Here is a 15,046-nt window from a genome sequence, read left to right on the forward strand (position 1 = left end):
CGAGCGCTGCCCACCGCGCCGGCCGGAGGACAGGGCTCGATCCTCGGGGCACGGCGGTGCTCCTTTCGGGTTGCCCGTCCCCGCCGGCCGCGTCCACCCGGTCGGCGGACGGCGAACCACGTCTTTCGGCGCTCGCGGGCCGACGTCCCGTGTGTCCCCGCCGCGCGAGGGTGGCACAGTGGGAGGCGGGGCGGCGCCGCCGCCCCCAACGGCCGGTGCCGCCCGTCGGGCGATCCGGCCGTGCGGTCGATCCGGGCGGTGGACGGATGGACGAGCACCAGGTGCCGGACGGCGCGCCGGACGCCGCGGCGGGGCGCGCGGACCAGCCCGACCAGGTCCTGCGGCGGCTGCTCGCCGGGCTGACGGCGGTGCGCGACGGCGACTTCCGCACCCGGCTGGGCCCCGACCTGCCGGGCGTCCCGGGCGAGATCGCCGCCGTGTTCAACGGCATGGTGGAGCAGCTCGCCCGGGTGACCTCCGAGGTGACCCGGGTGGCCCGGGAGGTCGGCAGCGAGGGGCGGCTCGGCGGCCAGGCGCACGTCCCCGGCGCGGCCGGGACGTGGCTGGACCTCACCGACGCCGTCAACGCGATGGCCGGCGACCTCACCCGGCAGCTGCGCAACATCGCCCAGGTGACCACGGCGGTGGCGCGCGGCGACCTCACCCAGAAGATCGAGGTCGACGCGCGGGGCGAGCTGCTGGAGCTCAAGAACACCGTCAACACGATGGTCGACACCCTCTCGGTGTTCGCCGACGAGGTGACCCGGGTGGCCCGGGAGGTCGGCAGCGAGGGCCGGCTCGGCGGCCAGGCCGACGTGCGCGACGTCTCCGGCACCTGGCGCGACCTCACCGAGTCGGTCAACGTGATGGCGGACAACCTCACCGCCCAGGTCCGCGCCATCGCCGAGGTCACCACGGCGGTCGCCGAGGGCGACCTCACCCAGAAGATCCGGGTCGACGCGCGGGGCGAGATCCTGCTGCTCAAGGAGACCATCAACACGATGGTCGACCAGCTCTCGGCGTTCGCCGACGAGGTGACCCGGGTGGCCCGGGAGGTCGGCACCGAGGGCAACCTCGGCGGGCAGGCCACCGTCCGGGGCGTCTCCGGCACCTGGAAGGGCCTGACCGACAAGGTCAACGTGATGGCCTCCAACCTCACCGGCCAGGTCCGCTCGATGTCCGAGGTGGCCACCGCCGTCGCCCGGGGCGACCTCTCCCGGAAGATCACCGTGGAGGCCAAGGGCGAGATGGCGGCGCTCGCCGGGGCGATCAACACCATGGTCGACACCCTCTCGGCGTTCGCCGACGAGGTGACCCGGGTCGCCCGCGAGGTCGGCACCGAGGGCACCCTCGGCGGTCAGGCGCGCGTCCCCAACGTCGCCGGGACGTGGAAGGACCTCACCGACAACGTCAACTTCATGGCGCACAACCTCACCAGCCAGGTGCGCAACATCGCCCAGGTGACCACGGCGGTCGCCGAGGGCGACCTCACCCGCAAGATCGACGTGGACGCGCGCGGCGAGATCCTGGAGCTCAAGACCACCGTCAACACCATGGTCGACCAGCTCGGCTCCTTCGCCGACGAGGTCACCCGGGTCGCCCGCGAGGTCGGCACCGAGGGCCGGCTCGGCGGTCAGGCGGAGGTCGAGGGCGTCTCCGGCACCTGGAAGCGGCTCACCGAGAACGTCAACGAACTCGCCGGGAACCTCACCCGGCAGGTCCGCGCGATCGCCGAGGTCACCAGCGCCGTCGCCGAGGGCGACCTCACCCGCTCGATCACCGTGGACGCCTCCGGCGAGGTCGCCGACCTCAAGGACAACGTCAACTTCATGGTGGAGTCGCTGCGCGAGACCACGCGCGCCAACCAGGAACAGGACTGGCTGAAGACCAACCTCGCCCGCTTCACCGGCACCATGCAGGGCAAACGCGACATCCGCGCCGTCGCCGAGCTGATCACCGACCGGCTGACCCCGCTGGTCGGCGCCCAGTACGGCGCCTTCTACCTGGCCGAGGAGGGCGGCGAGTCCACCACGCTGGCCCGGATCAGCGCCTACGGCATCCCCGCCGAGGGGGCAGCCCCCGCCCGGGTGCGGCTCGGTGAGTCGCTGGTCGGCCAGGCCGCCCGCACCCGGCGCACCGTCGCCGTGGACGACCTGCCGCCCGACTACGCCACCATCGCCTCCGGCGCCGGCGCCACCCACGCCCGCTCGGTGGTGATCCTGCCGATCGCCCTGGAGGAATGGCTGCTCGGCGTCATGGAGTTCGCCTCCGTCCACCCCTTCAGCGCCGTCCACCGCGACTTCCTGGAACAGTTCGCCGAGGCCTGCGGCGTCAACATCGGCACCCTGCTCGCCAACGCCCGCACCGACGAACTGCTCGGCGAGTCCCAGCGCCTCACCGCCGAACTCCAGGCCCGGTCCGAGGAGTTGCAGGACGGCCAGGAGGAGCTTCGGCGCTCCAACGCCGAACTCGGCGAGAAGGCCGGACAGCTCGCCGACCGCAACCGCGACATCGAGGCCAAGAACCTGGAGATCGAACAGGCCCGCCAGGAACTGGAGGAGCGCGCACGGCAGTTGAGCCTCACCTCGATGTACAAGTCGGAGTTCCTGGCCAACATGAGCCACGAACTGCGCACCCCGCTCAACAGCCTGCTGATCCTCGCCCAGCTGCTCGCCCGGAACTCGGCCGGCAACCTCACCCCCAAGCAGGTCGAGTACGCGGGCGTCATCCACTCGGCCGGCTCCGACCTGCTCCAGCTCATCAACGACATCCTCGACCTCTCCAAGGTCGAGGCCGGCAAGATGGAGTTCAGCCCCGAACCCTTCGCGGTGCAGGAGCTGCTGGCCTACGTCGAGTCCGCCTTCAAGCCGCTCGCCGACCAGAAGGACCTCACCTTCCGGATCACCGTCGAGGACGGCGTCCCGCCCGAACTCGTCACCGACCAGGCCCGGTTGCGCCAGGTGCTGCGCAACCTGCTCTCCAACGCCATCAAGTTCACCGACACGGGCCGGGTCGACCTGCGCATCGCCTCCGTCGACGCCGACGGGCTACCCGCCGAACTCGGCCAGGCGGACGCCGCGGTGGCCTTCCACGTCGACGACACCGGCATCGGCATCGACCCCGCCCACCTCGACACCATCTTCGGCGCCTTCCAGCAGGCCGACGGCACCACCGGCCGCCGCTACGGCGGCACCGGGCTGGGCCTGTCCATCAGCCGCGAACTCGCCCGCCTGCTCGGCGGAGCCCTCACCGTCCGCTCCACCACGGGGCAGGGCAGCCGCTTCAGCTTCTACCTCCCGCTCGCCCGCCGCGACCGGCCCGCCGCCGCCCCGGCCGCCGAGGCCCGCGTGCTGGTCGTCGAGGCCGACCCGCCCGGCCTGCTCACCCTCCTCGCCCGCACCGCCGCCGAGGCCCACGGCGACGACCCCCCGGTCGGCCTGCGCAGCGCCGGCGACGAGGCCGGCCTGCGCGCCGCCATCGCCGACGGCCCCTACCGGTGCGCCGTCGTCGACCTCGCCCACACCGGCGAACTCGCCCCGGTGCTGCTCACCGCCCTCCCCGAGAGCACGCCCGTCCTCGGCCACCACGGCGACGGCGGCCCGGCCGCGCGGGTCGGCACCGCCGTCGACCGCCTCGAACTCTTCTCCGGACTCGACGGGCTGCGCGAGCGCCTGATCGCCCTGCTCGGCGGCCGCCACCCGGCCGCGGCGGACTCCGACGGCGCCGCGGTCGACACCGACGACCCGCTCGCCGGGCGCACCGTGCTGATCGTCGACGACGACATCCGCAACGTCTTCGCCCTCGCCGCCGCCCTCGAACAGCACGGACTGACCGTCCTGCACGCCGGAGACGGCCGCGCCGGGCTCGACCTGCTGCGCCGGCACCCCGAGACCGACCTGGTGCTGATGGACGTGATGATGCCCGGCCTCGACGGCTACGCCACCATCGCCGCCATCCGGGCGGACGAGCGCTTCGCCCGCCTGCCGGTCGTCGCCGTCACGGCCAAGGCGATGGCGGGCGACCGGGCCAAGAGCCTCGGCGCCGGCGCCGACGACCACGTCACCAAGCCCGTGGACACCGCCCTGCTGCTGGAGCGGATGCGGCACTGGCTGGACGCCTCATGAGCGACGGTCCGCGCGACCCCGCCCCGTCCCGCTCCGGACCGGTCGACGGCGACGCGTCGGCCGGCGCGGGGGAGACCGCCGCGGCGGAGACCGGGGAGGCCGTCGCGGGGGATGCCGGGGACGCCGTCGCGCGGCAGCTCGCGGGCGCCGTCCGGCGGCTCCAGCACGCCGCCGAGCGGATGCGCGCCGAGGAGGGCACCCGGGCGCTGGTCGACCTCGCCACCGGGATGCTCGCCGAGCGGCTGACCGTACCGCCCGCCGAGGCCGCCGCCCGGCTGGCCCGGCTCGCCCAGGAAGCCGGGGTCCCGGTCGTCACCCTGGCCGCCGACGTCGTCGGCCGGTCCGCCGGGCCCGGCCGGCGCGGCCCGGCCGGTCCGCCGTCCGAGGACTCCCCGCCACCCGGGCCGTCCGCGCCCACCGGGCCGTCCGACGCCCCCGCGCCGCCGGCCCGGGCCCTCGCCGCCGTGCCCGACCTGGCCGCCGCCGTCGAGGCCGTCCTGCGCCAGGCCGCCGCACCGCTCGGTGCCCACGCCGTCCTGGTCTGGCAGCGGCTGCCCGCCGGCGCCCTCGCGCTCGCCGCCCAGGCCGGGCTGCCGGCCGACGAGGCCGAGGCCTGGAGCCGGGTGCCGCCCGGCGTCCCGAGCCCCGCGCACCGGGCCCTGGCCACCGGTGCCCCGCACTGGCCCGAGGACACGGCGCCCGCCGGCCCCGCCGTCGGCGGCGCCGACACGCCCCGGGCCGTCCTCCCGCTGCTCGACGCCGGCCGCCGGAGCGGCGCGCTGGAAGTGCTCTGGCCGGGCCCCGCACCCGCCCTCGGCCCCGCGCAGCGCCGCCAGCTGCTGGCCCTCGCCGACCTCTGCACCACCGTCCTCGGCCACCCGGAGCCCGCCGTCCCCCCGGACCGGCAGGCCGAGCTGCTGGACGGCCTGCTCACCCCCGCCGTGCTGCTCGACCCCGTCCTGCGCGACGGCCGGCCCGTCGACTTCACCATCCTGCGCACCAACCGGGCGTTCCAGGATCCGCTCGGCCGTCCCCGCAGCGGCCTGGACGGCACCTCCCTGCTGGAGGCCTACCCCGTGGCCTGCGCCACCGGCCTGCTCGAACCGCTGCTGCGGACCCACGAGACCGGGGAGACCCGCAGCGACGAACGCCTGCACCTGGTCTTCCAGGGCGGCGGCATCGCCCAGCCCACCACCCTGCGGATCGCCGTCGCCCCGCTCGACGGGCGGCTGCTGCTCACCTGGCAGCGCGACGCCGACCGGTCCGGGGAGTCCGAGCAGAGCGCCCTGCTGCGCCAGGCCCAGCGGCTCGCCCGGGTGGCCGGGTTCGAGGAGCGGCCCGCCGCCGGCCGGATCCTCTGGAGCACGGGCCTGCCGGAGCTGTTCGGCCTGCCGCCCGACGCCCCGGCCGTCCCGCTGGCCCGGCTCGACCGGTACGTGCACCCGGACGACGAACCCGCCGTCCGGCGGCTGCAGGACACCGTCCAGCACCGGCTGCGCACCGCCTCCGCGGTGTTCCGGCTGGTCCGCCCCGACGGCACCCAGCGCTACACCCGGGTGGTCGCCGAACCCGTCCTGGACGCCGACGGGGCACTGAGCGCCGTGCGCGGGGCCTACCACGACGTGTCGGCGCAGCACTGGACGGAGGTCGCGCTCGGCGCCACCCGGGCGCGGCTGGCCGACAGCGAACAGGAGTCGGCCGAGCGCGAACAGCTCGCGCTGCGGCTCCAGCAGGCGATCCTGCCCGCCGCGCCGCCGCCGCTCGGCGCCACCGGGCTGCGCGCCGCCGTCCGCTACCGCCCCGCGGCCAAACGCGAACGGGTCGGCGGCGACTGGTACGACGTCCTGGTGCTGCCCGACCGGCAGGTGCTGGTCGCCGTCGGGGACGTCGCCGGCCACGGCGTCGGCGCGGCCACCGGCATGGTGGCGCTCCGGCACGCGCTGCGCGGGCTGGCCGTCACCGGCGCGGGTCCGGGCCGGCTGCTGGAGTGGGCCAACACCGTGGCCCTGCGCGAGCCGGGGCAGCTGACCGCCACCGTCGTGTGCGCGCTGCTCGGCCCCGACGACGGCACGCTGCGCTGGGCCCGGGCCGGCCACCTCCCGCCGATCCGGCTCGCCGCCGACGGCGCCGAGGTGCTGCCGCTGCCGCACGGGGTGCTGCTCGGTGCCATGCCGGACGCCGACTACGAGGAGTACACCGCGCGGCTGGCGCCGGGGGACGTCCTGCTGCTCTACACGGACGGCCTGGTCGAGCGCCGGGACCGCCCCGTCGAGGAGTCCGTCGACCACCTCATCCGGGCCGCGGGCCGGCCCGGCCCCGACCTGGAGCGGTACCTGGACCTGCTGCTGGAGCTGAGCCCGGCCGACACCGACGACGACACCTGCCTGGTCGCCGTCCGCGTCGAGCAGGACGGGCCGGCGGACGACCGCCCGGACGCCCCTACTCCGCGCCGTTCGTGATCCAGTCGGCCACCGCCGCGGCGACGTCGGCAGGACTCCGGCCGGTGGAGGTGAACCGCCTGCTCACCACGGACCGGAGTTCTTCGGCGTCCCTGATCGCGTCCTCGATCCGGTCCGGATCCCACCCCCGGGCGGCCAGGCGGGCACGCCGGTCCGCGTCGGCGCAGTCGAGGTGCGCCCAGGTGACCCGCGGCGGGTCCGGGGCGTCTGCGGCCGCGCTCGCCCATTCGCCCGGCGTCAGGGGGCAGAGGATCGCCACGGGTCCGCCGGCCCGGAGCATCATGGTCGCGATCCTCACCCAGAGCCTGTTGTAGGCGGGCCAGACGGGACCCGCGGAGGGGGAGGTGATGCCGATACCCAGCAGCCGGCCGTCCGGCTCCGGCAGCTCGTCGAAGTCGGCGACGGCGAACGGGTACGCGTCCAGGTGCCGCAGCAGCGTGGACTTTCCGGCTCCCGGCGCGCCGGTGATGAGGTGAAGCTTCGGCAACCGGCCGCCCCCCCCCGAGTTCGCTGTGCCGCACCAACGGACCCTCGTCACCCTACCGTTACGGCCGGAACCGTAGGTCCCGGCCGACCGTTGGCGGGGGCTCGACCCGGACGCCGTCCGAGGCTCCGGGTCGAGTACCCGTTACGCCCTCCCGGCAGGTCCGTCCGGGTCAGGCCTGCTTGATCGCGGAGATGTCGAACTCCAGGACGACCTTATCGCCGACCAGCACGCCCCCGCCCTCCAGTGCCGCGTTCCAGGTGATGCCGTAGTCCTTGCGGCTGATCGTGACCGAGCCCTCCAGCCCCACCCGCAGGTTGCCGTACGGGTCGACGGCGTTGCCGGTGTACTTGAAGTCGATGGTGACCGGGCGGGTGGTCTCCTTGATGGTGAGCTCGCCGGTCACCCGGTAGTCGCTGTCGGAGCGCGGCTCCACCGAGGTGGTGCGGAAGGTGATGTCGGGGTAGGTGGGCGCGTCGAGGAAGTCGTTGGTGCGCAGGTGCTGGTCGCGCTGCTCGACACCGGTCTCGATGCTCTCGGCCTTGATCACCACCTGGGCGGCCGAACGGGCCGGGTCGGCGCCGTCCAGATGGGCGGTGCCCTCGAAGGCCTTGAACGAGCCCCGGACCTTGGTCACCATGGCGTGGCGCGCGACGAAGCCGATCCGGGTGTGGGCGGGGTCGAGGACGTAGTCGCCGGTCAGCTCGGCGAGCGAAGCGGTCATACGGGAGCCTCCGTGGTGGTGCGGACGGTGGTGTGGTTCCGTCAGGACGGCGGCGCGCCCGGCCGGGCCGCGCACTCCAGCATCATCGCGCGCACGAAGGCCTGCGGCAGGTCGACCCGCAGCAGCCGCGGGCGGCCCGGCACGCACGCCCCCGGCCGGACCGCAACCCCGACGGCCGGTCCGCCCCGCCACTCCGCTCCGGCGCGCTCCGGGAAGGAGTGGTGCTCGTGGGCGACCACAACGCGATTCCCTTGCGCGGGCGCGGGCGCGGGCGGACGGCAGGGGGTGGCGGTCCTGAACGGGTTGCTCGTGGGCGGCCGGGTCCGCGGTCGGGACTGATCGAATGGAGAGATCATCGACATATGTCGCTCAACTGCATATGGTGGATCGCGCGGCGGCCGTGCTCCGCCGCCGTTCCCGACCGTCCCGCGAGAGGACCGTTGTGCCCAGAATCTCCCGTACCGCACGCACCTTGGCCGTCGCGACCGTCGTCGCGGCACTCGCCCCGGGCGTGCCGCCCGTCCTGGCCGCTGCGGCCCCGGCGTCCGACGGCGACCCGGTGCCGGCCCTGGTCACCGGCGGGGGCACCGAGGCCCCGCAACTGGTGACCGGACTGTCCGAACCGGCCCCCGGCGAGCCGGCCGCGGCCGCCCTGGCACACCTGGCCGCCCACCCCGACCGCTACCGGATCGACCCCGGCGAGCTGGCCGAACTCGCCACCACCGAGGCCCCCGGCGGTCGGCGCACCGTCAGGTTCGAGCAGCGCCACGGCGGCGTCCCGGTGCTCGGCGGGCAGTACCTGGTGCGGCTGTCCGGGCAGGGCGCCGGGCAGAAGGTGGAGTCGGCGGGCGGGCGCTACTTCACCGCGCTGACCGCCCCCACCGTCGCCACCGTGCCGGCCGAGGAACTGCGCCGCTCGGCGCTCGACGGCCTGGACGACGCGCGGGACCGCGCCGGTGCGGACGTCGAGGACCTGGGCCCGGTGGTCCTCCCCGACGGCGCCGGCCTGCTCGCCGAGCGCTTCGTCCTGCACCCCGCGTCGGGCCGGGCCCGCGAAGTGTTCGTCGACGCCGCCACCGGCGCCGTCGTCCTCGCCCACGACACCCGCGCACCCCGCCCGGAACCGGCGGCCGGGGAGTCGGCCGCGACCGCGGCCACCGCCCCCGCCGAGGGTCTGCAGCCCGCCACCGGCACGGCCCCCGAGGCCCACGGGCGCACCGTCGCGGTGAACCTGGCCCGCCGCCCGGACGGCGGCTACCAGTTCACCGACCTCACCCGGACCTCCGTCATCAGCACCTACGACGCCGCCGGGGGCGACTTCCTCGACTACCAGCGGAAGATGCCGGCCGGAGCCGCGCCCCTGTCCTCCGCCACCCCCGCCTTCCCCGCCGCCGCCGGGAGCAGTGGCGCCACCGACGCGCACGTCAACGCCGGGATCGTCCACGACTTCTTCCGCGACCGGCTGGGGCGCAACGGCCTGGACGGCAAGGGCGGGGCGATCGTCTCCGTGGTGAACGTGACCGACCTCGGCACGCCGTTCCCGAACGCCTTCTGGGACAGGACCAAGATGGTCTACGGCAACGGCCCGGGCCGCTACCCGTTCCCGGTGGCCCTGGACGTGGCCGCGCACGAGATGACCCACGGCGTCGTCCAGAACACCGCGAACTTCTTCGACCTCGGCCAGCCCGGCGCCATGAACGAGGCCGTCGCCGACTACTTCGGCAACGCCGTCGAGGTCACCGCCCGCGGCACGGCGATGGACGATCCCACCGCGCCGCTGCTCGGCGAGAGCCTGTGCCCCACCGGCACCCCGCAGGCCTGCGCGGAGCGCCGCCTGGACGACCGGCGTACCACCGTGGCCGACTTCCTGGGCACCCGCCACGAGATCGACGCGGGCGGGGTGCACCTGAACGCCACCATCTTCGGCGGCGCGCTGTGGGACATCCGCCGCGCCCTGGACCCGCTCACCGCCGACCGCCTCGTCTACCGGGCGCTCGCCGACTACCTCACCCCGCTGGACGATTTCGTCGCCGGGCGGAACGCGGTGCTCGCCGCCGGCCGGGACCTCGGCCTGACCAAGCGCCAACTGCGCACGGTGGCGGCCGCCTTCGACGCGCACGGGATCAAGGAGGGCTGGCAGCAGCGGATCGGCATCGACAGCCGCGCCCTGCTGCGCGACGTCACCACCGGCATGGCCGCCCCGGCCGCCGCCCACGGCCGCTGGGTGATGCGCGCCGACGGTGCGGCCGGCGTCGGACTGTACGCCGGCGCGCTCGACGGGCGCGGCACGCCGGTGCGGCTGAGCCCCGAGGACGGGCGCTCCCACAGCTGGGCCGACACCGACGGGACGAACGCCGCGTGGGTGGCGAAGGGCGGCAGCGACCCGCGCGCCGCGCAAGAGGTGCTGACCGCCCCGCTGAGCGGCACCGGCCCGGTGCGCAGCGTCTTCCGCTCCACCACCGAGCAGGTCGGGGCCGTCCGGATATCGGGCACCGACCTCGCCTTCACCGTCTCCTCGGACGGCCGCACCGTGCCCCACGTGAGCCGCGACGGCGGCGCACCGGTCGCGCTGCCGCTGCCCGAGGGCCACAGCGCCACCGGCCTGGTCCTCCGGGACGGCCTGCTCGGCTGGGTCGAGACCTGGCAGGAGGGCGAGCGGCTGGTGACGGTGCCGACCGTCCACTCGCTCGCCACCGGGACGGTGACGGCCCGGTTCCCCGAGCACGCCCCGGCCGGCTCCGGACCGAGCCTCGCCACCTCCCTCGCCCTGGCGGGCGGGCGCCTGCTGTGGCTGGACCTCCCGGACGACCACGCCGCGCGCGGCACCATCCGCTCCGCGGCCCCGGACGGCTCCGGCATCGTCGACCTGCTGTCCGCCGACTTCCCGCAGGCGCCGCGCACCGGCCCGCTGGCCGCCTCCGACCAGGCCGTCACCTTCCGGTACGAGAACGAGAAGAAGCCGGCCGGCGGCTGGACCAACGCGGCGCTGCCCAAGCTGTGGCAGATCCCGCTGGCGGGCGGCGCCCCGCAGCGGGTGTCCTGCGACCGCGGCGGACAGTACGAGGCGGCGGCCGACGAGGGCACCCGGGTGGTGTGGCTGGACGCCACCGCCGGGACCACCGACCTGGTGGTCCGCGACCGCCCTGCCGGCCGCTGCTGAGCACGGGTCACCGCCGTGACCCCGGGGCGGCCCGCGCACTCGCGCGAGGCCGCCCCGGGGCCGCAACGCTTCGGGGCCCGGGGAGGTTCAGCGGCGAGGGCGTCTTTCGGGGGCCGGAGGCGGATCGTGCCTGTTCGGACACGGGGCGGCTGCGCCGAAGCGCAGGGGTCGGGGTTCCCGCTGCACTTTGGAGCCGAAGGGCTGGACGGGCCGGTCCCCGCCCGCCGAGCATCAGGTGACGTTCCGTCACATCGCTTTTCCCGCAGCGGTGTCGACACTGCCGATTCCCTGGAGGACCGCAGTGAACCAACGTTCCCGTCCCACCGCCAAGGCGCTCGGCGCGGGCGCCGCCCTCGGCCTGGCGCTGGCGCTCACCCTGACCGGGTCGCCCGCCCTGGCCGCGCCGCCGGGGCCGTCGGCCCCGGCCGCCGACGCCGACCCCGTCCCCGGCCTGGTGGCGGGGGAGGGCACCGCCGCCCCGCAGCTGGTGACCGGACTCTCCGAGGCGGCGCCCGGCAGCCCGGCCGAGGCGGCCCGGGCCCACCTCGCGGCCCATGCCGACCGGTACCGCGTCGACCCGGCCCAACTGGCCGAACCCGAGGTCGAGCGGACGGCCGACGGCCTGAGCGCCGTCAGGTTCCCACAGCTGCACGGCGGTGTGCCGGTGCTCGGCGGGCAGTACCTGGTGCGCCTGGTCGGCGGAGCCGCCGACCAGCGGGTGGAATCGGTCGGAGGCAAGTACTTCACCGGGCTGACCGCGCCGACCACCGCCACGGTGCCGACGGAGACGCTGCACCGCCTGGCGCTCGGCACGGTCACCGACCCGCTCGCCCGGGAGGCGGCCACCGCCGAGGACCGCGGCCCGGTCGTCGTGCCGGGCGGGGCGGGCCGGCTCACCCGGCACTTCACCGTCCGCTCCACCGATCCGGTGACCGGCGACCCGCAGGCCCGCGAGGTCTACGTGGACGCCACACGCGGCGTCGTCGCCCTCGCCCACGGGGCCCGGTTCCCGTACCAGGCCGGCGCCGACGGCGGCGCCGCCACCGGTGCCCGGGCCGCCGCGCCCGCGAAGCCGGCCGCCGCCCCGGGCGGCGAGCCCGCCACCGGCATCGCCCCCGACCTGCGCGGCAACACGCAGCCGGTGGACATCGCCCGCCAGCCGGACGGCAGTTACCGGCTCGTCGACCTCACCCGCGGCGGCGGCATCGCCACCTACGACGGCGAGGGGCGGGACTTCTGGTCGGTCAGCGGCCAACTGCCCGAGGGCACCCTCCCGGTCGGCTCCCCGTCCACGGAGTTCCCGGCCGCGACCGGCACCAGCGGGGCGACCGACGCCCACCGCAACGCCGCCGCCGTGTACGACTTCTACCGCGACCGGCTCGGCCGCGACGGGATCGACGGCAAGGGCAGCCCGATCGTCTCCGTCACCAACGTGAGCATGGACGGCAAGCCCTACCCCGGCGCCGGCTGGGACGGCCGGAAGATGATCTACGGCAACGGCGACGCCACCCACTTCCCCTTCTCCGCCTCGCTCGACGTCGCGGGCCACGAGATGACCCACGGCGTCGTCCAGAACTCGGCCCGCCTCGTCTACACCGGCCAGTCCGGCGCGCTGGACGAAGCGGTGGCCGACTACTTCGGCGGCGCCGTCGACGTGACCACCCGCGGCATCGCGATGAGCGACCCGCGGGCCGCGCTGCTCGGCGACACCCTCTGCCGCACCGGCACCCCGGAGGCCTGCGCGAACCGTCGCATGGACGACCGCCGCACCACGGTGGACGACTACATCGGCGCCGCGCCCACCCTCGACAACGCCGGCGTGCACCTCAACTCCACCATCTTCAGCGGCGCGCTGTGGGACATCCGGCGCGCCGTCGACCCGCTGACCGCCGACCGCCTGGTCTACCGCGCGATCACCGCCTACCTCACCCCGCTGGACGACTTCGTCGACGGACGCAACGCCGTCCTCGCCGCGGGCCGCTCGCTCGGCCTCGGCCGCGCCGAACTCCGCACCGTGGCCGCCGCGTTCGACGACCACGGCATCCGGGCCGGCTGGCAGAGCCGGATCGGCGCGGACAGCCGCCTGCTCATGAGCGACATCGCCGCCCCGACCGGGCCCGCCGCCGGCGGCGGGCACTGGGTGATGGGCAAGGACGACCCGTCCGGCAACGGGACGACCCTCTACACCGGCTCCGTCACCACCCCCGGCACCCCGACCCGGCTCAGCGAGGAGGACGGCCGGATCCACGGCTGGGCGGCGACCGACGGCACCTCCGCCGCCTGGCTGGCCATCGGCCTCAACGACACCGGGACCGGGTCGACCTCGGTGCTCACCCGCTCACTGACCGGCGGGCCGATCCGCACCCTGTTCAGCTCCTCGACCGAGTCGCCCGGCGGCGTCCGGATCTCCGGCGGGGACATCGCCTTCCTGGTGAGCGACCACGCGGCCGGGCGGACCAGGATCCACCTCGTGCGCGCCGGCGCCGCGCCGGTGGACATCCCGCTGCCCGAGGGCCACGAGGCCCAGAGCCTCGCCTTCCGGGACGGCCTGCTCGGCTGGATCGAGACCTGGAAGGACGGCGACACGACCGTCCAGGCACCGACGGTCCACTCCCTCGCCGCCGGCCGGGTCACCGCGCAGTACCCGGTGCGCACCCCGAACGGTGCCCAGCGGCCCTACCTCGGGTCGCCGGTCCTCGCGGGCGGCCGGCTGCTCTGGCGGCAGGCTCCGCCGGACCGCACGGGCGGCGTCGCGCTGCGCTCCGGTGCCGCCGACGGCTCCGGTGTCACCGACCTCCTGGCGGACAGCGCGGCGGTCACCCCGACGGACAGTGAGCTGACCGCGACCGACCAGGTCGTCACCTTCGCCCACGGCACCGACCGGCCGAGCGGCGGCTGGTCGAACGCGGCGCTGCCGAAGCTCTACCAGCTCCCGGTCACCGGCGGCACCCCCGAGCGGGTCTCCTGCAACCGGGGCAGCCAGTTCTCGGTGGCCGCCGACGAGGGCAAGCGGGTGGTCTGGCTGGACGCCACCCGGGGTCGCACCGACCTCGTGGCCCGCAACCGCCCGGTCGGCGGCTGCTGACCGCCCTGCCGGATCGCACACGGCGGTGGCCCGGGAAGACGTTCTTCCCGGGCCACCGCCCTTCGGCCGGACTACGGCCGGATGAACTCGCCGCCGCGCGGGACCAGGACGGGCATCAGCCAGTCGAGGTCGTTCAGCGACGGATCGGTGGTGAGGTAGGACAGGTCGGACGGGCCGACCGCCGAGGGCATCCCGAAAACGTTCGGGAGGGACGGGCGTCCGCCCAGCGGGTGACTTCCCAGCGGGTTGCTGCCGGGAGCGTTGCCGCCCTGGTACGGCCACTGGCCGTAGTCGTGGCCGTAGTCATGGCCGTAGTCGTGGCCATGGCCGTGATCGTGGCACTCCTTCTCGCACGGCGGCTTGCACCGGGCGAGCGCGGAGGACGGCGGCGTGGTCACCGGCTGGCTCCCCGGCGGGGAGTTCGGCGGCAGGTAGCTGGCGGTGACGGTGTTGACGGTGTCCTCGCTGATCAGGCTGGAGCAGTAGAACGTCTTCGTCTGGCCCGCGGCCAGGTCGAACGTTCCGGCCGCCACCTCGCAGGCCACCTCCTGGGCGTCGTTCAGCGTGATCCCGGTCAGGTCCACCGTGCCGGTGTTGGTGACCGTGATCCGCCAGAACGCCTGGCACTCGTCCGGCGCGCACAGCTCCTCGGGCGCGTTGCCCTTGTGCAGGGTCGCGTCCTTGCCCCACGGCCCGGTCCCGCCCTGGCCGCAATTGTCGGCGTGGTCGGACTGGCAGACCTCCTTGTTGACCTCCAGCGACGGGGTGCCGCTGGTGATCCGGACGTCGGCGGAGGACGGGGGCGTGGTGATGGGTGTGCCGCCGGGTCCGGGGAAGGAGGCGGTCACGGTGTTGGTGGTGGCTTGGGTGACGTTGGTGAGGTTGCAGAACACCTGGTGGGAGGCGCCGACGGCGAGGTCGAAGCTTCCGGCTGCGGTGACGCAGGAGGGGGAGACGCTGTCCGTCAGGGTGATGCCGGTGACGGGGACGGTGCCGGTGTTGGTGACGGT

Annotated in this window: 7 protein-coding genes and 1 pseudogene; 4 read left to right on the forward strand and 4 right to left on the reverse strand. The window is 75.3% G+C overall.

Going from position 1 to position 15,046, the window contains the following annotated elements:
* Positions 1-266 precede the first annotated feature (266 nt).
* Positions 267-4,124, forward strand: a complete 3,858-nt coding sequence (locus ACFC0B_RS04060) for a HAMP domain-containing protein (protein WP_376081786.1) — start codon at positions 267-269, stop codon at positions 4,122-4,124.
* Positions 4,121-6,583 carry a SpoIIE family protein phosphatase gene (locus tag ACFC0B_RS04065; protein ID WP_376081789.1) on the forward strand — a complete coding sequence of 821 codons (2,463 nt, stop codon included), beginning with the start codon at positions 4,121-4,123 and terminating at the stop codon, positions 6,581-6,583. The genes ACFC0B_RS04060 and ACFC0B_RS04065 overlap by 4 nt, the downstream gene beginning before the upstream one ends.
* Here the strand turns inward: ACFC0B_RS04065 and ACFC0B_RS04070 are convergent.
* From ACFC0B_RS04070 to ACFC0B_RS04080, 3 genes are all read right to left on the reverse strand, one after another.
* Positions 6,564-7,070, reverse strand: a complete 507-nt coding sequence (locus ACFC0B_RS04070; protein WP_376081791.1) for a hypothetical protein — start codon at positions 7,068-7,070, stop codon at positions 6,564-6,566. The two genes, ACFC0B_RS04065 and ACFC0B_RS04070, sit on opposite strands and share 20 nt — an antisense overlap.
* A gap of 169 nt (positions 7,071-7,239) precedes the next feature.
* Positions 7,240-7,791, reverse strand: coding sequence for a YceI family protein (locus tag ACFC0B_RS04075; RefSeq protein ID WP_376081794.1), 552 nt, complete (start codon positions 7,789-7,791; stop codon positions 7,240-7,242).
* A gap of 41 nt (positions 7,792-7,832) precedes the next feature.
* On the reverse strand, positions 7,833-8,030 hold the full coding sequence (locus ACFC0B_RS04080) for a hypothetical protein (protein WP_376081796.1): 198 nt from the start codon (positions 8,028-8,030) through the stop codon (positions 7,833-7,835).
* A 233-nt stretch (positions 8,031-8,263) separates the two neighbouring features.
* Between ACFC0B_RS04080 and ACFC0B_RS04085 the strand changes: the two genes are divergently transcribed.
* Positions 8,264-10,951, forward strand: a complete 2,688-nt coding sequence (locus tag ACFC0B_RS04085) for a M4 family metallopeptidase (RefSeq protein WP_376081799.1) — start codon at positions 8,264-8,266, stop codon at positions 10,949-10,951.
* Between the two features lie 301 nt (positions 10,952-11,252).
* Positions 11,253-14,036, forward strand: a complete 2,784-nt coding sequence (locus tag ACFC0B_RS04090; protein ID WP_376081802.1) for a M4 family metallopeptidase — start codon at positions 11,253-11,255, stop codon at positions 14,034-14,036.
* A gap of 71 nt (positions 14,037-14,107) precedes the next feature.
* Here the strand turns inward: ACFC0B_RS04090 and ACFC0B_RS04095 are convergent.
* Positions 14,108-15,046 (reverse strand): annotated as a pseudogene (locus tag ACFC0B_RS04095) (hypothetical protein); the annotation flags it as partial.

The sequence above is a fragment of the Kitasatospora sp. NPDC056184 genome (genome assembly GCF_042268405.1).
GTDB lineage: Bacteria > Actinomycetota > Actinomycetes > Streptomycetales > Streptomycetaceae > Kitasatospora.

What these genes read in the sequence shown, in the direction of transcription:
- ACFC0B_RS04060 (WP_376081786.1), top strand. Translation starts at nt 267, where the DNA reads ATGGACGAGCACCAGGTGCCGGACGGCGCGCCGGACGCCGCGGCGGGG.
- ACFC0B_RS04065 (WP_376081789.1), top strand. Translation starts at nt 4,121, where the DNA reads ATGAGCGACGGTCCGCGCGACCCCGCCCCGTCCCGCTCCGGACCGGTC.
- ACFC0B_RS04075 (WP_376081794.1), bottom strand. Translation starts at nt 7,791, where the DNA reads ATGACCGCTTCGCTCGCCGAGCTGACCGGCGACTACGTCCTCGACCCC.